16 protein-coding genes are annotated in these 18,300 nt (G+C 54.1%); all 16 read left to right on the top strand.

Translation table 11 applies throughout. The features are described 5' to 3' along the window. Nucleotides 1-45: 45 nt before the first annotated feature. The 16 genes from ettA (at nucleotide 46) to bamC (ending at nucleotide 18,202) form a co-directional block, all read left to right on the top strand. Nucleotides 46-1,710, top strand: coding sequence for an energy-dependent translational throttle protein EttA (gene ettA / locus NM686_RS11080; protein WP_255187928.1), 1,665 nt, complete (start codon nucleotides 46-48; stop codon nucleotides 1,708-1,710). 199 nt (nucleotides 1,711-1,909) lie between these two features. Further along, nucleotides 1,910-2,152 carry an RNA chaperone Hfq gene (gene hfq / locus NM686_RS11085; protein ID WP_255187929.1) on the top strand — a complete coding sequence of 81 codons (243 nt, stop codon included), beginning with the start codon at nucleotides 1,910-1,912 and terminating at the stop codon, nucleotides 2,150-2,152. Nucleotides 2,153-2,163: 11 nt separating this feature from the next. Then, nucleotides 2,164-3,444, top strand: a complete 1,281-nt coding sequence (gene hflX / locus NM686_RS11090) for a ribosome rescue GTPase HflX (protein WP_255187930.1) — start codon at nucleotides 2,164-2,166, stop codon at nucleotides 3,442-3,444. A gap of 135 nt (nucleotides 3,445-3,579) precedes the next feature. Continuing rightward, entirely contained in the window at nucleotides 3,580-4,776 is a 1,197-nt protein-coding gene (gene hflK / locus NM686_RS11095) for an FtsH protease activity modulator HflK (protein WP_255187931.1), read from the top strand. Nucleotide 4,777: 1 nt separating this feature from the next. Then, on the top strand, nucleotides 4,778-5,632 hold the full coding sequence (hflC, locus tag NM686_RS11100; protein WP_255187932.1) for a protease modulator HflC: 855 nt from the start codon (nucleotides 4,778-4,780) through the stop codon (nucleotides 5,630-5,632). A 75-nt stretch (nucleotides 5,633-5,707) separates the two neighbouring features. Continuing rightward, nucleotides 5,708-6,901 carry an ATP phosphoribosyltransferase regulatory subunit gene (locus NM686_RS11105; RefSeq protein WP_255187933.1) on the top strand — a complete coding sequence of 398 codons (1,194 nt, stop codon included), beginning with the start codon at nucleotides 5,708-5,710 and terminating at the stop codon, nucleotides 6,899-6,901. A gap of 27 nt (nucleotides 6,902-6,928) precedes the next feature. After that, nucleotides 6,929-8,221 carry an adenylosuccinate synthase gene (locus tag NM686_RS11110; protein WP_255187934.1) on the top strand — a complete coding sequence of 431 codons (1,293 nt, stop codon included), beginning with the start codon at nucleotides 6,929-6,931 and terminating at the stop codon, nucleotides 8,219-8,221. Between the two features lie 143 nt (nucleotides 8,222-8,364). Beyond that, nucleotides 8,365-9,549 carry an alanine transaminase gene (gene alaC / locus NM686_RS11115; RefSeq protein ID WP_255187935.1) on the top strand — a complete coding sequence of 395 codons (1,185 nt, stop codon included), beginning with the start codon at nucleotides 8,365-8,367 and terminating at the stop codon, nucleotides 9,547-9,549. A 36-nt stretch (nucleotides 9,550-9,585) separates the two neighbouring features. Beyond that, the gene (locus NM686_RS11120; RefSeq protein ID WP_255187936.1) at nucleotides 9,586-10,896 is read left to right on the top strand and encodes a homoserine dehydrogenase; all 1,311 of its coding nucleotides are present in this window, start codon (nucleotides 9,586-9,588) and stop codon (nucleotides 10,894-10,896) included. A gap of 3 nt (nucleotides 10,897-10,899) precedes the next feature. Continuing rightward, complete coding sequence (gene thrC, locus NM686_RS11125) at nucleotides 10,900-11,994, top strand: threonine synthase (protein WP_255187937.1); 1,095 nt, start codon at nucleotides 10,900-10,902, stop codon at nucleotides 11,992-11,994. 50 nt (nucleotides 11,995-12,044) lie between these two features. After that, nucleotides 12,045-13,790: a single-stranded-DNA-specific exonuclease RecJ gene (gene recJ / locus NM686_RS11130; RefSeq protein ID WP_255187938.1), complete on the top strand. Its 1,746-nt coding sequence runs from the start codon at nucleotides 12,045-12,047 to the stop codon at nucleotides 13,788-13,790. A gap of 7 nt (nucleotides 13,791-13,797) precedes the next feature. After that, complete coding sequence (locus tag NM686_RS11135; RefSeq protein ID WP_255187939.1) at nucleotides 13,798-15,318, top strand: ArnT family glycosyltransferase; 1,521 nt, start codon at nucleotides 13,798-13,800, stop codon at nucleotides 15,316-15,318. 1 nt (nucleotide 15,319) lies between these two features. After that, nucleotides 15,320-16,024 (top strand): phosphatase PAP2 family protein, encoded by a 705-nt coding sequence (locus tag NM686_RS11140; protein WP_255187940.1) that lies wholly within the window; start codon nucleotides 15,320-15,322, stop codon nucleotides 16,022-16,024. Further along, nucleotides 16,021-16,476: a YaiI/YqxD family protein gene (locus NM686_RS11145; protein WP_255187941.1), complete on the top strand. Its 456-nt coding sequence runs from the start codon at nucleotides 16,021-16,023 to the stop codon at nucleotides 16,474-16,476. Before NM686_RS11140 ends, NM686_RS11145 begins: the two co-directional genes overlap by 4 nt. Before the next feature lie 71 nt (nucleotides 16,477-16,547). Continuing rightward, nucleotides 16,548-17,423, top strand: coding sequence for a 4-hydroxy-tetrahydrodipicolinate synthase (gene dapA, locus NM686_RS11150; protein WP_255187942.1), 876 nt, complete (start codon nucleotides 16,548-16,550; stop codon nucleotides 17,421-17,423). Nucleotides 17,424-17,425: 2 nt separating this feature from the next. After that, nucleotides 17,426-18,202: an outer membrane protein assembly factor BamC gene (gene bamC, locus NM686_RS11155; RefSeq protein ID WP_255187943.1), complete on the top strand. Its 777-nt coding sequence runs from the start codon at nucleotides 17,426-17,428 to the stop codon at nucleotides 18,200-18,202. Nucleotides 18,203-18,300: the final 98 nt, after the last annotated feature.

Raw genomic sequence — 18,300 nt, forward strand, 5'->3', positions numbered from 1 at the left:
AACAGACTGATAAAATAACCCTTAAGAATCAATAGTCAATAAACAATGGCGCAATACATTTTTTCCATGAATCGGGTTGGCAAGGTAGTGCCACCCAAGAAATACATTCTGAAAGACATTTCCTTGTCGTTCTTCCCCGGCGCAAAAATCGGCGTACTGGGCTTGAACGGTTCCGGTAAATCGACCTTGCTGCGCATCATGGCCGGCGTCGACAAGGAAATCGAAGGTGAGGCGATTCCGCTGAAAGGCATCAACATCGGCTATCTGCCGCAAGAGCCCCAGCTCGATCCCAACAAAACCGTGCGCGGCAACATCGAAGAAGCCGTTCAGCACATCAAGGATGCGCTGGCAAAACTGGATGCGGTTTATGCGGCTTACGCCGATCCTGATGCCGATTTCGACAAACTGGCTGCCGAACAGGCCAAGCTGGAAGACATCATCAACGCCTGTGACGGGCACAATCTCGATCGTCAATTGGAAATTGCCGCCGACGCGCTGCGCTTGCCGGATTGGGACGCCGATGTGACCAAGCTGTCCGGGGGTGAAAAACGCCGCGTGGCCTTGTGCCGTTTGTTGCTGTCCAAGCCCGACATGCTGCTGCTGGATGAGCCCACCAACCACTTGGATGCCGAATCCGTAGCCTGGCTGGAACGTTTCCTGCACGATTACACTGGCACCGTCGTCGCGGTGACCCACGACCGTTACTTCCTCGATAACGTCGCCGGCTGGATTCTGGAATTGGACCGTGGCATGGGCATTCCTTGGGAAGGCAACTACTCGTCCTGGCTGGAACAGAAGGAAAAACGCCTGGAACTGGAGGAGAAACAGGAAACCTCCCGCCAGAAAGCCATGAAAGCCGAGCTGGAGTGGGTGCGCTCGAATCCGAAAGGCCGTCATGCCAAGAGCAAGGCGCGTCTGGCCCGTTTCGAGGAGTTGTCGTCGGTCGAAGTGCAAAAACGCAACGAAACCCAGGAAATCTATATTCCACCCGGACCTCGCCTGGGCGACGTGGTGATCGAAGCCGAGAATGTCAGCAAAGGCTTTGGCGACCGATTATTGATCAACAACCTGAGCTTCAAATTGCCGCCCGGCGGCATCGTCGGCATCATCGGCCCGAACGGTGCCGGTAAGACCACGTTGTTCCGCATGATGGCCGGTTTCGAGAAGCCCGATTCCGGCACATTCACGATGGGTCAAACCGTGCAGTTGTCCTATGTCGAGCAGTTCCGCGACAACATGGACAATAACAGGACGGTCTGGGAAGAAATTTCCGATGGCCTGGACATGGTCACGGTCGGCAAGTATGAAACACCCTCACGGGCGTATTGCGGCCGCTTCAACTTCAAAGGGCCGGACCAGCAAAAACGCATCGGCGAATTGTCCGGTGGTGAACGCAACCGTGTGCATCTGGCCAAGTTGCTGAAAAGCGGCGGCAACGTATTGCTGCTCGACGAACCCACCAACGACCTGGACGTGGAAACCTTGCGGGCATTGGAAGAAGCCTTGCTGGCCTTCCCCGGTTGCGCGGTGGTGATTTCGCACGATCGCTGGTTTCTGGATCGGGTTGCGACCCACATGCTGGCCTTTGAGGGCGATAGCGAAGTAGTCTGGTTCGAGGGCAACTATGCCGATTACGAGGCCGATCGTCATCGTCGTCTGGGTATCGATGCCGACACGCCTCATCGTATCAAATACAAAAAAATCGGCTGACCGGCCTTGAATGCGCTGTCCGCTGACGTTTACCGAACGACGTGGACAGCAAAATATATGCGGGAACTTGAAAAGACAAAGACATGTCCCAATTCTGTCTTTGTATCTGTCTGGCAAACCCCAATGACAGTGTGTTGAAATGAACAGGTTTAGCGGGTAATGTATTGCCGCAGCCTGAACAATAATAAGGAGAAAGAGGATGTCAAAAGCGCAAAATTTGCAGGACAGTTTTTTGAATGCACTCAGAAAAGAGCATACCCCCGTGTCGATTTTTTTGGTCAATGGCATTAAATTGCAAGGGCGTGTCGATTCGTTTGACCAATACGTGGTGATGCTGAAAAACACGGTCAACCAAATGGTGTACAAACACGCCATTTCCACCATCGTCCCCAGTAAAAATGTCAGCATGCATCGCGATGCCGATAGCAGTGATGAAAGTTAAGAGGTTTTTGTTTGTTTGAACGTCCTGATGCGGGTGAACGGGCTATTCTCGTTCACCTGAATTTGCAAGTCGGACAAGAAGATCTCGACGAGCTAAAAGAACTCACCAAATCCGCCGGCGCGCAGCCGGTTCACGTCGTGACCGGGAGTCGCTACAAACCCGACCCGAAATATTTCGTCGGCATCGGCAAAGTAGACGAAATAAAGGCTGCGGTCGCCGAGCACCAGGCCGACATCATTATCGTCAATCATCCATTGTCACCCAGCCAGGAACGCAATCTGGAGCGTGCGCTCGAGGTGCGGGTGGTCGATCGCAACGGCCTGATTCTGGATATTTTTGCCCAGCGCGCGCAAACGTTCGAAGGCAAATTGCAAGTCGAACTGGCCCAGCTCAAGCATTTGTCGACGCGCTTGATCCGTGGCTGGACGCATCTGGAGCGGCAGAAAGGGGGGATAGGTTTGCGCGGCCCCGGTGAAACCCAATTGGAAACCGACCGGCGTTTGTTGGGCGTGCGCATCAAGCAAATTCAGCAACGCTTGGAAAAGGTGGAAAAACAGCGCCATCAAGGGCGCAGTAAACGCAAAAAAGCCGAAATTCCGACCGTTTCCTTGGTCGGTTATACCAATGCCGGCAAATCGACCCTGTTCAACACCCTGACCGGTGCCGGCATTTATGCGGCCGACCAGTTGTTCGCGACGCTGGATCCCACTTTGCGGCATTTGCCCCTGGGGAATAATGGTGAAGTGGTATTGGCGGATACCGTGGGCTTCATTCGGCATTTGCCCCATGAGCTGGTGGCGGCGTTTCGTTCGACCTTGCAGGAAGCCAGCGAAGCCGATTTATTGCTGCACGTGATCGATGCGAATGCCGAGGATAGGGATGAAACCATTTTTCAGGTCAATCAGGTCCTGGATGACATCGGCGCCGGCAAAATTCCTCAATTGAAGATTTTCAACAAGATCGACTTACTGGACGGCATTCCACCGCATATCGATTACGACGCCGAAGGCAAGCCGGTCGCGGTCTGGATTAGCGCGCAAAGCGGGGCCGGATGCGAGTTGTTGCAACAAGCTCTGATCGAATGTTTTTCCGATGGAAAAGTCATCAAAAAATGTTTTCTGTCTGCTGGACAAGCTGGTTTGAAGGCAAAATGGTTCGGACTGGTCAGATTCATCGATGAAACCGTCAATGATCATGGCGATTGCGAATTGACGATAGAGATCGACAAAAAGCACTTGGGGTTGCTAAAGGATGTTCGGGTGGAGGAAGTGGCTCCGGTGCCGCATCAATGACGACGGCAGTCCCAGTTTGTTGCCCGGATGGCGGGAAATTACGATAGAATGACCGAGTTTGGCGCGGCATAAAATAAAGCGGTTTTTCTCATAACGCTAATATGCACAGTTTACAATCCAATTGGAGCGTTTGGTATGTCTTGGAATGAGCCCGGTGGTGGCAACAAAGACCCCTGGAGTGGTCGTAACGATCAAAATAATCCACCTGACTTGGACGAAGTGATTCGTTCCTTGCAGGACAAGTTGGGCGGTCTGTTTGGTGGCGGCTCTGGGGGCGGTTCCTCGGACGGTTCCACCATGCGCGGCCTCGGTATCATCGCCGCCGGCGCCGCTGTGCTGTGGGGCTTGAGCGGCTTTTACATCGTCGATGAAGGTACCCGTGGCGTGGTGACACGCTTCGGTGCTTATGTCGAAACCACGACGCCCGGCTTGAATTGGCATGTGCCGACGCCGATAGAGCAGGTTCAGGTCATCAATGTCGAGCAGCAACGCTTCATCGAAGTGGGTTATCGCTCAGGCGGCGGTCAGGCCATGGGCTCTGTGCCGAAAGAATCCATGATGCTTACCAGGGATGAAAACATCGTTGACGTTCGTCTGGCGGTGCAATATCAGGTCAAGGACGCCAAAGATTATGCCTTCAACGTACTGGACCCCAATTCCACGTTGAAACAAGTCACCGAGAGCGTGCAGCGCGGCGTGATCGGCGCCAGCGACATGGATTTCGTGCTGACCGAAGGGCGTAGTGAAATCGTCATGGCGATCAAGTCGGAGATTCAAAACGTGATGGATGCCTATAAGGCCGGCATTTTGATCACCAGTGTGAATCTACAGGACGCTCAGCCCCCCGAACAGGTGCAAGGCGCGTTCGAGGATGCGATCAAGGCCCGAGAAGACAAGCAACGCTTGATCAACGAAGCGGAAGCCTATTCCAATGATGTAGTTCCGAAAGCGCGCGGCGCCGCTTCTCGCATCGTGCAAGAGGCCGAAGGTTACAAGGAAAAAGTCATCGCCCGGGCTAATGGTGACGTCAGCCGCTTTGGTCAATTGATGGTGGAATACAAAAAAGCCCCCGCGGTGACCAAACAGCGCATGTATATCGAAGCGATGGAGTCGGTACTGGAGCGCTCCAACAACGTCCTGGTCGATGTCAAGGGCGGCAATAACATCCTGTATCTGCCGCTGGATAAAATGACCACGAAAATGAGTGAAGAGCAGCCGGCGGTCGCGCCTGTCAGCCATGAATCGACTTCGGTGGTTTCGCAACCCGTCAAGGAAGCGGTCAAAACCGATATTCGTGCTTCAGCCCGTGAACGTGATGTGAGAGGACGCTAAGATGGGAAACAAGATAATCGTCGGCGTTGGTGCGCTGTTTATTGGTTTGGTCATGTCGGTGTTTACCGTTTCCGAGACGGAACGAGCCATTAAATTTCAATTGGGTGAGATCGTCGGCGCGGATTTCAAGCCGGGAATCCATTTCAAGATACCTTTCATCAATAACGTCAAAAAATTCGATGCGCGTATCCTGACCATGGATGCGACACCCGAGCGTTTTTTGACCGCTGAAAAGAAAAACGTCATCGTCGATTCGTTCGTTAAATGGCGTATCGGTGACGTAAAAGCGTTTTATACTTCGGTGGGCGGCGATATAAACCAAGCCAACATCCGCTTGGATCAAATCATGAAGGACGCCGCGCGTAGCGAATTCAGCAAGCGGGAAATCAAACAACTGGTTTCCACCGATCGCAGCGTCATTCGCGAAGCGTTGAAAACCAATGTATCGCCGCATGCGCAAAAGCTGGGTATCAACATTGTCGACATCCAAGTCAAACGCATCGATTTGCCGAACGAAGTGAGTGCCTCGGTTTATCAACGGATGGAAGCCGAGCGGGCCCGGGTGGCACGTGAATTTCGTTCGCAAGGTTCGGAAGCGGCCGAAAGAATCCGCGCCGATGCGGACAAGCAACGCGAAATCATTCTGGCCAATGCCTATCGCGACTCCGAAGTCCTGCGCGGTGAAGGCGATGCCAAGGCCGCCGAGATTTTCGCCAATACCTACAGTGAGGACAGCGACTTTTATGCGTTCTATCGCAGCATGATCGCGTACAAGCAAAGCCTGGGCAAATCCGGCAACATCATGGTGCTGGAACCCGATTCGGATTTCTTCAAGTTCTTCAAACATCAAAAATAAGCCATACCATTTGAAACGTGGTGGAAAGCGCTCCGCTATCTAGGCGGGGCGTTTTCTGCGATTGGGATAAAGAAAATGCAAAAAAAAGACTCCTGGTTGTTACCAGAAGGCATCAGCGAGGCACTGCCGGAAGAGGCAGCGCATCTGGAGCGCCTGCGCCGGAATTTGCTCGACACGTTCGCGTGCTGGGGATACCAGCTGGTTATTCCACCCTTCGTGGATTTTCTGGATTCTTTGTTGACGGGTTCCGGGCATGATCTTGACCTGCAAACCTTCAAGCTGACCGACCAATTGAGCGGTGAAATGTTGGGCGTGCGCGCCGACATGACCCCGCAAGTAGCCAGGATCGATGCGCACAATCTCAAACACGAGTGGCCGACCCGGCTCTGTTATGTCGGCACGACCTTGCACACCGTGGGCGACCCGCTGGAAAAGACTCGCAGTCCAATGCAGATAGGGGCGGAGTTATACGGTCATGCCGGCATCGAAAGCGATTACGAAGTGATTCAGCTGATGCTGGAAATGCTCGCCATTAGCGGCATTCAAAACGTGCATCTGGACATGGGCCATGTGGGCGTCTATCGGGCCTTGGTCGAACATGCCGGCTTGAACAAACAACAAGAAACCGAACTGTTCGATGTGTTGCAACGCAAAGCCAGAACCGAACTGGCGGAATTAATCGAAGGGTTTGCGATTTCCGCTCATTTCAAGGACATTTTCAACGCGCTGCCCAAATTGAACGGTGGCATCGACATCCTGTCCAAAGCGGCCCAACTGCTCGATATCGGCAATGGCGACATTCAAACCGCTTTGCAGGATTTGCAAGTCATCGCCGAAAAACTGCAACGCGATTATCCGTCTTTGACCGTCAGTTTCGATCTGGCCGAATTGCGCGGCTATCATTATCACACCGGTCTGGTCTTTGCCGCTTTTGTACCTTCGATAGGACGAGAAATCGCGCGGGGCGGGCGTTACGACAACATTGGTGCCGTGTTCGGCAGAGCCAGACCCGCGACCGGTTTCAGCGCGGATTTGAAAGTGTTGGCGGGCTTGTTGGCAGGCGAAGACGAAGCACCGGTACAAAGCATTTTCGCGCCCGCCGTGGAGGATTGCGAGCTGTCGCGGACCGTTCGCGATCTGCGCGCCTCCGGCGTGCGGGTCATTCGGCAATTGCCCGGTCAAACAGGCGGCCCCGAGCAATTGGGTTGTAACGCCGTATTGGAAAAACAAGATCAACAGTGGGTCGTCAGACCATTGGCTAGTCGTTAAAGCATTCATTCAAGGTTGGAAAAAGATATGGGAAAAAATGTTGTGGTTATCGGCACACAATGGGGTGACGAAGGTAAAGGCAAACTGGTCGACCTGCTGACCGAGCAGGCCGCGGCGGTCGTGCGTTTTCAAGGTGGCCACAATGCCGGTCATACGCTGGTGATCAATGGCGAAAAAACTGTCTTACATTTGATTCCGTCGGGCGTATTGCGCGAGGGTGTGCAATGCATGATCGGTAACGGCGTGGTGTTGTGCCCGCAGGCTTTGTTAAAAGAAATCAACATTCTGGAAAATTCCGGCGTACCGGTACGTGATCGGCTGAAAATCAGCGAAGCCTGCGCCTTGATTCTGCCGGTGCATGTCGCGATCGACCAAGCCCGGGAAAAGGCGCGTGGCGACAAAGCGATCGGTACCACGGGTCGCGGTATAGGCCCCGCTTACGAAGATAAAGTAGCCAGACGTGGCCTACGTGCCGGCGACCTGCGTAACACGGAAGAATTTGCCAAGCGCCTGAAAGAGTTGGTCGATTACCATAACTTCATGCTGGTCAATTATTACCATGTAGACCCTGTCAATTACGAAGAAATTTTGCAAACCACGCTGGAATTGGGCGAACACATCAAACCGATGTTGACCGATGTCGGCGAAGAGTTACAGGCTCACCAATCCCAGGGCCATAACATCCTGTTCGAAGGTGCACAGGGCGCGCTGCTGGACATCGACCACGGCACTTATCCTTATGTCACATCATCGAATACCACGGCGGGTGGCGCAGCGACTGGCGCCGGGGTTGGGCCATTGGCCATCGATTATGTGTTGGGTATCACCAAGGCTTATTCAACCCGCGTTGGCAACGGTCCATTCCCTACCGAACTGGAAGACGGCAATGGCGACCATCTGGGCGTCAAAGGGCATGAATTTGGTGCCACCACCGGTCGTAAACGCCGTTGTGGCTGGTTCGACGCGGTGTCGATGCGTAAATCGGCCCAGTTGAACAGCTTGAGCGGCATCTGCCTGACCAAACTGGACGTGTTGGACGGCCTGGAAAAAATCGGTATCTGTACGGCCTACAAAATCAATGGCCAACTCACCGAGATCGCCCCGTTGGGCGCGGATCAATATGCGGCCTGCGAAGCGGTCATCGAGGAAATGCCCGGCTGGACGGGAACCACGGCTGGTATAACCGAGTTCGACCAGTTACCGGAAAACGCCAAGGCCTATATCGCGCGCATAGAAGAATTGGTCGGTGTCAAGGTCACGATTCTTTCCACCGGCCCGGATCGCAACGAGACCATCGTGCTGGAAAGTCCGTTTGCCTAAAATAACGCTCGAGCATGGACGCAGACTGTTGTGTGCATGCTCGTTTATAAGTATTCTCCGAAATTGACAACTGTCAGTAATAACAGTACCTTAGCCCGCTTTGCTTACACGTCGTCTTCAATCCTGAATCTCAAGAGTCATTAATGGAAGAATTTCATCGCATCAGTCGTCTCCCGCCGTATGTCTTTAATATCGTCAATGAGCTGAAAGCCAAGGCGCGAGCCGAGGGCGAGGATATTATCGATTTGGGCATGGGCAATCCCGACCAGCCGACCCCGCCGCATATTTTGAACAAGATGATCGAAGTGGCGCAGCGTGGCGAAACCCATCGCTATTCGGTTTCCAAAGGCATACCCCGCCTGCGCAGGGCCATTTGCACCTGGTACAAGAACCGCTTCGACGTCGATCTGGATTACAACACCGAAGCCATCGTCACGATTGGCTCTAAAGAAGGTTTGTCTCACTTGGCCTTGGCGACCCTTGGGCCGGGCGACGTGGTATTGGTGCCGAATCCGGCTTATCCTATCCACCCTTATGGCGTCGTGATTGCCGGCGCCGATATTCGTCATGTGCCGTTGACGCCTGGGGTAGATTTCTTCGAAGAGTTGCGCAAGGGCATCGCCGAATGCTGGCCCAAGCCGAAGATGCTGATCCTGAATTTCCCCGGCAATCCGACGTGCCAGTGCGTCGAATTGGATTTCTTCGAAAAAGTGGTCGCGATCTGCAAGGAGCACAATATCTGGATCGTGCACGACATCGCCTATGCCGACATCGTCTTCGACGGCTACGTGGCGCCGTCCATCCTGCAAGTACCGGGGGCCAAGGACATCGCAGTGGAATTTTTCTCGATGTCGAAAAGTTACAACATGCCGGGCTGGCGGGTCGGCTTCATGTGCGGCAATCCGACTTTGGTCGCGGCTCTGACCCGCATCAAATCCTATATGGACTATGGCACCTTCACGCCGATCCAGGTCGCAGCGATTACCGCGCTGGAAGGGCCGCAGGATTGCGTCAAGGAAATCTGCGAAATGTACCGGGTACGCCGCGACGTGCTTTGTGATGGCCTGAATGGCATGGGCTGGCATGTGGAAAAACCCAAAGCCACGATGTTCGTGTGGGCGCCGATTCCGGATGCCTATAAGGAAATGGGTTCCATCGAGTTTTCCAAAAAATTGATCATCGATGCCAAGGTGGCCGTGTCGCCGGGTATCGGTTTTGGGCAATATGGCGACGACCATATCCGCTTCAGCCTGATCGAAAACGAACACAGGACCCGTCAGGCCTTGCGCAGCATCCGTAATATGCTGAAGAAAGACAACGTTATATAATTACGAGTATTTTGGGTTTAACGCTAGGAGTCGGGTTTGAAGCCAGTAAGAGTGGGTGTTTTGGGATTGGGGACCGTCGGCGGTGGTACCGTCAACGTATTGAAAAGGAATGCCGAGGAAATTGCCCGCCGGGCCGGTCGGGAAATCGTGGTCAGCCGGGCTTCGGCGCGCAATCTCACCCAACGGCGCATCTGCGATACCCAAGGCATTGCCTTGACGGCAGACCCTTTCGAAATCGTCAATGATCCCGATATCGATGTCGTCGTCGAGTTGATCGGCGGCTATGATTTGGCCAAACAACTGGTGATGTCCGCGATCGCCAACGGCAAGCACGTGGTCACCGCCAACAAGGCCCTGATTGCGCTGCACGGCAACGAAATATTCGCCGAAGCCAGTAAAAAAGGCGTCATGGTGATGTTCGAAGCCGCCGTCGCCGGTGGTATCCCCATCATCAAAGCCATCCGCGAAGGCTTGGCCGGTAACCGCATTCAATGGCTGGCCGGCATCATCAATGGCACCGGCAATTTCATCCTGACCGAAATGCGGGACAAGGGGCGCGATTTCGACGATGTCTTGAAGGAAGCGCAGGCTCTGGGTTATGCCGAAGCCGATCCTACCTTCGACGTCGAAGGCATCGATGCAGGCCACAAACTGACCATTCTGGCCTCGATCGCTTTTGGCATTCCGCTGCAATTCGACAAGGTCTTCACCGAAGGCATTACCAAGATCACCCGTCTGGATGTGGAATACGCAGAAGCCTTGGGTTACCGGATCAAGAATCTGGGCATCGCCCGCAAAACCGAACAAGGCATAGAACTGCGCGTGCATCCGACCCTGATTCCGAAACGCCGCTTGATCGCCAATGTCGACGGCGTGATGAATGCCGTTCTGGTCTGCGGCGATGCGGTGGGGCCGACCTTGTACTATGGCGCCGGTGCGGGGGCCGAGCCGACTGCTTCGGCCGTGGTGGCCGACCTGGTGGATGTGGTGCGGGCGATGACCAGCGATCCGGAAAACCGTGTACCGCATCTGGCGTTTCAACCGGATGCCATCGTCGAGACCCCGGTGCTGTCCGCCGACAATATCCGGACCGCTTATTATTTACGATTGATGGCGGACGACAAACCCGGTGTGCTTGCGGACGTGAGCCGCATTCTGGCGGCCCATCACATCAGTATCGAAGCCTTGATTCAGAAAGAGCCGCCGCAAGGCGAGACGTCGGTGCCTATCATCATGCTAACGCAGCAGACACAGGAAAAAGAAATGAACGCGGCGATTGCCGAAATCGAGGCGCTAACCACGGTCAATGGCAAAGTGGCTCGCATTCGCTTGGAAACCTTAGGATAAAGCATGGCAACAGAAAAACGTTATACAGGACTCATCGAACACTACCGCGACCGCTTGCCGGTTGCGGCCGATACCCGCGTGATCAGTTTGGGTGAGGGCAACACCCCATTGATTCAATTGCAAAACATTCCGCGCCTGATCGGCAAGGATGTCGATATCTACGTCAAATTCGAAGGCCTGAACCCGACTGGCTCCTTCAAGGACCGCGGCATGACCATGGCCGTGACCAAAGCGGTGGAAGAGGGCAGTCAGGCCATTATTTGCGCCTCGACCGGCAATACTTCGGCATCCGCGGCGGCCTATGCGGTTCGCGCCGGCATTCGCGCCTTCGTGCTGATTCCAGAAGGCAAGATCGCCCTGGGCAAGTTGGCGCAAACTTTGATGTACGGCGCCAAGATCATTCAGATTCGCGGCAACTTCGATGATGGCATGTCCATCGTCAAACAGATTGCCGATCATGCGCCGGTGACCATCGTCAACTCCATCAATCCTTACCGGCTGGAAGGACAAAAAACCGCCGCGTTCGAAATCGTAGACGAACTGGGCGATGCGCCGGATTTCCATTGTCTACCCGTCGGCAACGCCGGTAATATCACGGCTTACTGGAAAGGTTACAAGGAATATTCGACCGATAGCGCGACTCACAAGGCGATCACGAAAAAACGTCCGGTCATGTGCGGTTATCAGGCCGCCGGTGCCGCGCCATTCATTGCCGGCCACCCGATAGAACATCCGGAAACGCTAGCCACGGCGATACGCATCGGTAATCCACAATCCTGGGACGGCGCCTGGACCGCGCAAAAGCAATCCGGCGGCTGGTTTGCGTCGTTCAGTGACGAACAAATCCTGGCGGCGCAAAAAATGCTTTCGCAATACGAAGGCATTTTCTGCGAACCGGCTTCGGCCACTTCTCTGGCCGGCGCGCTACACGACATCGGCAATGGCAATATTCCAGAAGGCAGCAAGATCGTCTGTACCTTGACCGGCAACGGCATCAAGGACCCGGATACCGCGATCATGCAATGCAAGGACGCGCCGACCGTCACGGTTGACGCGACGATGGACGCGGTGAAAAAAGCCATCCTGGATTCGATGTAATCGTTGCACTCGCAACAAAGCCGGCGTTTGCCGGCTTTTTTATTTGATATATGTATTTACAAGGCGTCAAAAGAATCATTGCTCCGCGGCCGCATCAAGGTGAACCGGCCAATTTGACGGGTCTCGACCCGGTATTGCAACGAATTTTCAGTAGTCGAGGCATTCAAACCGTCGAAGAACTGGATCGCAGTCTGGCGAAACTGCCTTCGCCCTGGTTGTTGAGCGGCATGCAAACGATGGTGGAGCATCTCATCGCCGTCATTAAAGAGCAGCAAGCCTTGACGGTCGTAGCCGACTTCGATGCCGATGGCGCGACCAGTTGCGCGCTGGCCATCAAGGGCCTGGCCTTGTTTGGCGTCAAACGTTTGAATTTCGTGGTACCCAATCGTTTCGAATACGGCTATGGCTTGACGCCGGAAATCGTCGAATTGGTCAAACGGCAACAGCCGGACGTGGTCCTGACCGTCGACAACGGCATCTCCAGCTTGGCCGGGGTACAGGCCGCCAAGGCCGCCGGCATCAAGGTGCTGATTACCGATCATCATTTGCCGGGACATGAGATGCCCGCGGCCGACGCTATCGTCAATCCCAATCTACCCGAAGACAAATTCCCCAGTCGCAATATTGCCGGGGTCGGCGTGATGTTTTACGTGCTGATGGCCTTGCGCATCCGACTGCGCGAATTGCACTGGTTTGAAGACAAGCGAATGGCCGAACCCAACCTGGCGCAATTGCTGGACTATGTCGCCCTGGGTACCGTGGCGGACGTGGTGGCCTTGGACCAGGTCAACCGTGTTTTGGTGCATCAGGGGTTGTTGCGGATTCGCTCCGGGCAGTGTCAATGCGGCATCAAGGCCCTGGTGGAAGTATCCGGCCGGCGATTGGCCAACATTCACGCCGCCGATCTCGGTTTTTCCATTGCGCCGCGCCTCAATGCCGCCGGGCGCATGGATGACATGTCGCTGGGCATTCAATGCCTGCTGACCGACGATGCCGGCTTGGCAAAGGACATTGCAGAGCAACTCGATGTCTTGAATCAGGACAGAAAGGAAATCGAAGGTCAAATGAAGAACGAGGCCATGGCGTTGTTGGCCGAGATGCGGGCGTTGGATGAAAAACATGTCCCAGCGGGCGTCTGCTTGTATGATGCCAATTGGCACCAGGGCGTGATCGGTATCTTGGCTTCACGGATCAAGGATAGGGTGCATCGACCGGTGATCGCATTCGCGCCGGCGGATAACGGCGAACTCAAAGGCTCCGCGCGCTCGATAGCCGGGGTACACATCCGCGATGTGCTGAGCGACATTGCCGCGACGCATCCCCAAATATTGAGCAAATTCGGCGGACACGCGATGGCCGCTGGCCTGAGTATTAAGCTGCACGATTATCCCCATTTTGCCTTGCTGTTTGCGGATATTGTCGCCAACAAACTGCATCAGGCCGATCTCCAACAAAAAGCCTGGAGCGACGGGCAACTCGATCCCGAACATTTGACGCTGGCCTTTGCCGAACAATTGCAGCAAGTCGCCATTTGGGGGCAGGCATTTCCGGAACCGGCGTTCGACGGCATTTTCGACGTGTATCAATGCCGCATCGTCGGCAAGCAGCATCTGAAATTCGTGTTGAAATTGCCGTTCAGCAATGTATTGATCGACGCCATCGCTTTCTTTGCGGATAAACCGGAAAGTTGGTTGGGTTGCCGCAAGGTCAACGCGGTGTATAAACTGGATATCAATGAATATCGCGGCCAGCGTAGTTTGCAGCTGCAATTGCAGTACTTGGAAAAAATGGAGTGATCCCATTATGTTGGACAAGACCTTGGCTTGGATCGATCGCCACTTATTGTGGCTGTTATCAGCGGTACTGGTATTACGTGCTGGTTTCTTGTTTGGCAACGGACTGGATCTGATTGGCGACGAAAGTTATTACTGGGATTGGTCGCGGCAACCGGACTGGTGTTATTACAGCAAGCCACCGATGGTGGCCTGGCTGATCGGCGCATTTACCTGGTTATTGGGTGACTATACGGCCGTCGTGCGCTTGCCGACTTTGCTACTCGGCACGGTTTTCCTGGCTTATTTCCATGCCACGGCAAAAGCATTCTACGGGCCTAGGGCTGCGGCCATGGCTTTGCTGCTGATTTTGGCGACACCTATCAACGTGCTGGCCAATTTTTTGATGACCATCGATCCGCCGTTGTACTGTTTCTGGGTCATGGCGCTTTTTTACCTGCGCAAGGCCTTGTTCGATCACGACGCCAAAGCCTGGCTGTGGGCCGGATGCGCCAGCGCCGCGGCCTTGCTCAGCAAGCAAGTCGCCATAGCTTTGCCGGTGATATTGTTGCTGTTTTTGCTGATATCCTCACCGCACCGAAAGTATTTGAAGCGCGAATACTGGCTGTATGTGTTGCCGATGTTGCTAGCCGCAGTGCCGATATTGCTGTGGAATCAGCAACATGATTGGGTGATGTTTGGCCATAGTAAGTCTCACTTTGGTGATCACGAAGCAACTAGTTGGCTGAAACATTTACAGCACGCGCTAGATTTTCTGCTCTATCAGTTGTTGCTGTTATCGCCACTGATATTTTTGCTGCTGCTGTTTACCAGTTTGCAGGGCATATTGGGCTTCAACAAGCTGTCTTCAGAACAACAATTCCTCTGGCTAATGGGGCCATTAATGCTGTTGGGAGTATTGTTGCTCAGTGTACTGCAAAAAGTACAAGGCAACTGGCCGATGCCTTTTTATATCAGTGCCTTAATCTTGTTCGCCGGCACATGGGCGGCGGGCGCCTGGCAAAAGACCGTCAAATTTGCGCTGGCATTGGGTTATCTCATGGTGATGATGACCTATGTATTACCTTTACTACTGCAGATTCTGCATTTAAAAGACAGCGAATTCGATCCTACCAAGCGTTTTAAAAGTTGGCAGGAACTGGCACTGAATCTGCATTTTGAGCGCTTGATCGCTCAAGCCAGTCTGGACGACACCTTCGTCGTCGCATTGGGGCATCGCTATCTGGCCAGTCAATTGGCGTTTTATTTGCCCGACCATCCAAAGGTCTATCGCTTCGAAGAATCGGGGCAGGTCATCAGCCAATATGAGGTATGGCCGGGGCCGCGGGATTTCGTCGGCAAGAATGCCTTCATCGTCGGCGAAGGCCGGCAAGCGAAGGTGCCGGAAGCCCTGAAAAACGCTTTCATGCGCCTGACTTTTTTTGCTGAGGTTGTCAATCCAAACAAGCCGGATGCGCCATATTCTATCTATCTGGCCGAGAATCTGCTGAGTTGGCCGGCTACTACCAAACAAGATGTCATAAAGGACTGATATGCCGAATCGATCAATAAAGCGCGCCAAGCGAGAATTGTTGGTGTTGGTTTTTCTTGCGCTATCGACCACCTTGTTATTCTGGCTGACGGACCTGGATTCTCAATTGGCCGCGTTGTTCTATCACCCCGGCCACTCCCTCGCCGAATGGCCCTACCAATACTGGCCGCCCTTCAAGCTACTCTACGATTATGCGTTTCCGTTCACCGTCATCGGCGGTTTGACGGCATTGGTGATTTACATCGTTGGGCATTTTCATGCCCGCACGCGCAAATTCCGCCGCCGGGCCTTGTATATCTTGCTGGTGATCGCGTTAGGTCCGGGCGTATTGGTCAATCTGGTCGTCAAGGATCATTGGGGGCGGCCACGCCCGTTGCATACTCAGACTTTTGGCGGGCAATATGCTTATGTCCCGCCAGTGAAAGTTGGTCATACGCCAGATAAATCTTTCGTTTGCGGCCACTGTTCGGTCGGCTATGCCTTTTTTGCGCTGTATTTTTTATCGCAAAACCACAAAACGTTTTATTTGATTCTGACCCTCGCGCTGGCCTGGATCATGGGCTTCACCCGGATGACATCGGGTTCGCATTTTTTATCGGACATTTTGTGGTCCGGCTATTTGGTGTTTCTGGTGGCTTTTTCCTTATATTACGGCTGGTTTATCCGGGTAATGCCGGGACAGCCCAGGCCGGACCATAACGCATGAAACCGACTATCTGGGTGGATGCCGATGCCTGTCCCAACCTGATCAAAACCGTGCTATTCCGGGCGGCGCAAAAAAGGCAATTGAATCTGCGTCTGGTCGCCAATCAATTCATGGCGGTACCGCCGTCAAAATACATCGCGGCGATACGGGTTGGCGGCGGTTTTGATGTTGTCGATGACTATATCGTTCAGCATGCGCAGGCAGGCGATTTGGTCATTACGGCCGATATTCCGCTGGCCGCCGAAATCATCAGGCTACAGGGTTTTGCGCTGAATCCGCGTGGCGAAGTTTACAGTCAAGACAATATCGGCGAGAAGTTGGCGATGCGCAATTTCATGGCGGACATGCGTGATTGCGGCTTGCTGTCGGGCGGAGCCGCGGCAATGAGCGCCAAGGATGTGCAGAATTTTGCCAACGCCCTGGATCGCTTTCTGGCCCATCGTGCATCATAACGGGCTGGGTTTTGCCGGCGAGCTTGTTATAATAGTCGCTGTTTTTCCTAAAATTCTGACGAGAGATTTGCATGATTCAAGGTAGTATCGTTGCTTTGGTAACCCCGATGACGGAAGACGGCGCAGTCGACGACACCAGTCTGAAAAAACTGGTCGAGTTTCATGTCGAGCAGGGCACCGATGCACTGGTCGCGGTGGGTACTACCGGCGAATCGGCGACACTCGATGAAGACGAACATTGCCATGTGATCAAAGCGGTTGTCGAGTATGCGGCAGGACGCATTCCCGTGATTGCAGGCACCGGCGCCAATTGCACCCGCGAAGCGATTCAGCTGACCGAAAGAGCGAAACAGGCCGGCGCGGACGCCTGCTTGCTGGTCACGCCGTATTACAATAAACCGACGCAAGAAGGCTTGTATCTGCATTACAAAACCATCGCGGAAGCCGTCGACATTCCGCAAATTTTGTATAACGTACCCGGACGCACGGCTTGCGACATGCTGCCGGAAACCATTGGCCGCCTGGCGAAAATCCCCAACATCGTCGGGGTCAAGGAAGCCACCGGCAAACTGGAGCGCGTCAAGCAGATCCGCGAATTATGCGGCGACGACTTTGCGTTATATACCGGCGACGATGCCACCAGCATGGAATTTTGCCTGCTGGGCGGCAACGGCAGCATTACCGTTACCGGCAACGTTGCGCCAAAACTGGTACACGAAATGCTGTCCGCCGCGATGCAAGGGGATCGTGAAACCGCGGCCGCGATAGATGCCAAATTGCAAGGACTGCATAACGGCTTGTTCATTCAGTCCAACCCGATTCCGGTCAAATGGGCGGTCGCGGAAATGGGGTTGATGGGCAGGGGTATCCGCTTGCCGCTAACCTGGTTAACCGAGGATTGTGTGCCAACAGTGCGCGCCGCGATGCAACAGGCCGGCGTATTATAAACATGCATAATCCACGCATCCTGCGCTCATTCGCCGGTGCGGTGCTGCTATTGGGATTGTCGGCCTGTAGCACCATCAAAAGTTGGTTCCCGGACAAAGAGAGGGACTATCAATTCACCTCGGAGATTCCCGAGCTGATCGTACCGGATGACCTGAAAAACAAAGGTTTGGCCAGTTTGGCCGCCCCGTCGCCTCGGGCCAGCGACACGGCGTCGGAAGCCGCGTCAAGCGCAGCCGATGACAGTGTAGCCGAACAACAGACGGAAACCGGTTCAGCGGATCACACGACTCAGCAGGCCGGCACAGCAGATGAGCATGCCGAAGGGGTTGCGCCTGTCGCCAGCGGTGCCAGCAGTCTTCAAGTCGATCAACCCAAAACCCAGGCCACTCGGATGGTGGGACGTGCGCTGAGTCGGCAAAAAATGGAAATCGTCGAACGTAACATCGACAAGGGTTATTTCTATGTCAAATTCGACCCCCATGCCATAGAAGTCAAAGACGACAGTATCTGGGACGAATTCACCTTCATGTTTGGCGACGACCCCAGCCAGGAACAGGAATACCGCATCACCGTCCGGCAGATCAGCGAACAAATGAGTGAAGTCACCATTCAAGACAGTGATGGTAAAACCCTTTCCAATGAAGTGGCCAATGCATTGCTCAAATTGATCACCGACGGCATCAATCAGTCTGTCGCTTCGCCCGCTGAAGATATGACCGAAGAACCATCGGAGCAGAATGCACCCGAAGAGGCAGCGCCCGAACCCTCTCCGCAATGAAGGGTTTCGTAACAATCAAAACAGTCCCTCGCCCGCGAGGAGTAGGGACTTTTACGATAACCTCCAATGAGAGGATTTCGGCCGGACTTACCGCCTGA

Source organism: Methylomonas rapida, assembly GCF_024360925.2.
GTDB lineage: Bacteria > Pseudomonadota > Gammaproteobacteria > Methylococcales > Methylomonadaceae > Methylomonas > Methylomonas rapida.

What these genes read in the sequence shown, in the direction of transcription:
- hfq (WP_255187929.1), top strand. Translation starts at nt 1,910, where the DNA reads ATGTCAAAAGCGCAAAATTTGCAGGACAGTTTTTTGAATGCACTCAGA.
- NM686_RS11110 (WP_255187934.1), top strand. Translation starts at nt 6,929, where the DNA reads ATGGGAAAAAATGTTGTGGTTATCGGCACACAATGGGGTGACGAAGGT.
- bamC (WP_255187943.1), top strand. Translation starts at nt 17,426, where the DNA reads ATGCATAATCCACGCATCCTGCGCTCATTCGCCGGTGCGGTGCTGCTA.
- ettA (WP_255187928.1), top strand. Translation starts at nt 46, where the DNA reads ATGGCGCAATACATTTTTTCCATGAATCGGGTTGGCAAGGTAGTGCCA.
- hflK (WP_255187931.1), top strand. Translation starts at nt 3,580, where the DNA reads ATGTCTTGGAATGAGCCCGGTGGTGGCAACAAAGACCCCTGGAGTGGT.
- thrC (WP_255187937.1), top strand. Translation starts at nt 10,900, where the DNA reads ATGGCAACAGAAAAACGTTATACAGGACTCATCGAACACTACCGCGAC.
- NM686_RS11105 (WP_255187933.1), top strand. Translation starts at nt 5,708, where the DNA reads ATGCAAAAAAAAGACTCCTGGTTGTTACCAGAAGGCATCAGCGAGGCA.
- NM686_RS11145 (WP_255187941.1), top strand. Translation starts at nt 16,021, where the DNA reads ATGAAACCGACTATCTGGGTGGATGCCGATGCCTGTCCCAACCTGATC.
- NM686_RS11140 (WP_255187940.1), top strand. Translation starts at nt 15,320, where the DNA reads ATGCCGAATCGATCAATAAAGCGCGCCAAGCGAGAATTGTTGGTGTTG.
- dapA (WP_255187942.1), top strand. Translation starts at nt 16,548, where the DNA reads ATGATTCAAGGTAGTATCGTTGCTTTGGTAACCCCGATGACGGAAGAC.
- NM686_RS11135 (WP_255187939.1), top strand. Translation starts at nt 13,798, where the DNA reads ATGTTGGACAAGACCTTGGCTTGGATCGATCGCCACTTATTGTGGCTG.
- hflC (WP_255187932.1), top strand. Translation starts at nt 4,778, where the DNA reads ATGGGAAACAAGATAATCGTCGGCGTTGGTGCGCTGTTTATTGGTTTG.
- recJ (WP_255187938.1), top strand. Translation starts at nt 12,045, where the DNA reads ATGTATTTACAAGGCGTCAAAAGAATCATTGCTCCGCGGCCGCATCAA.
- alaC (WP_255187935.1), top strand. Translation starts at nt 8,365, where the DNA reads ATGGAAGAATTTCATCGCATCAGTCGTCTCCCGCCGTATGTCTTTAAT.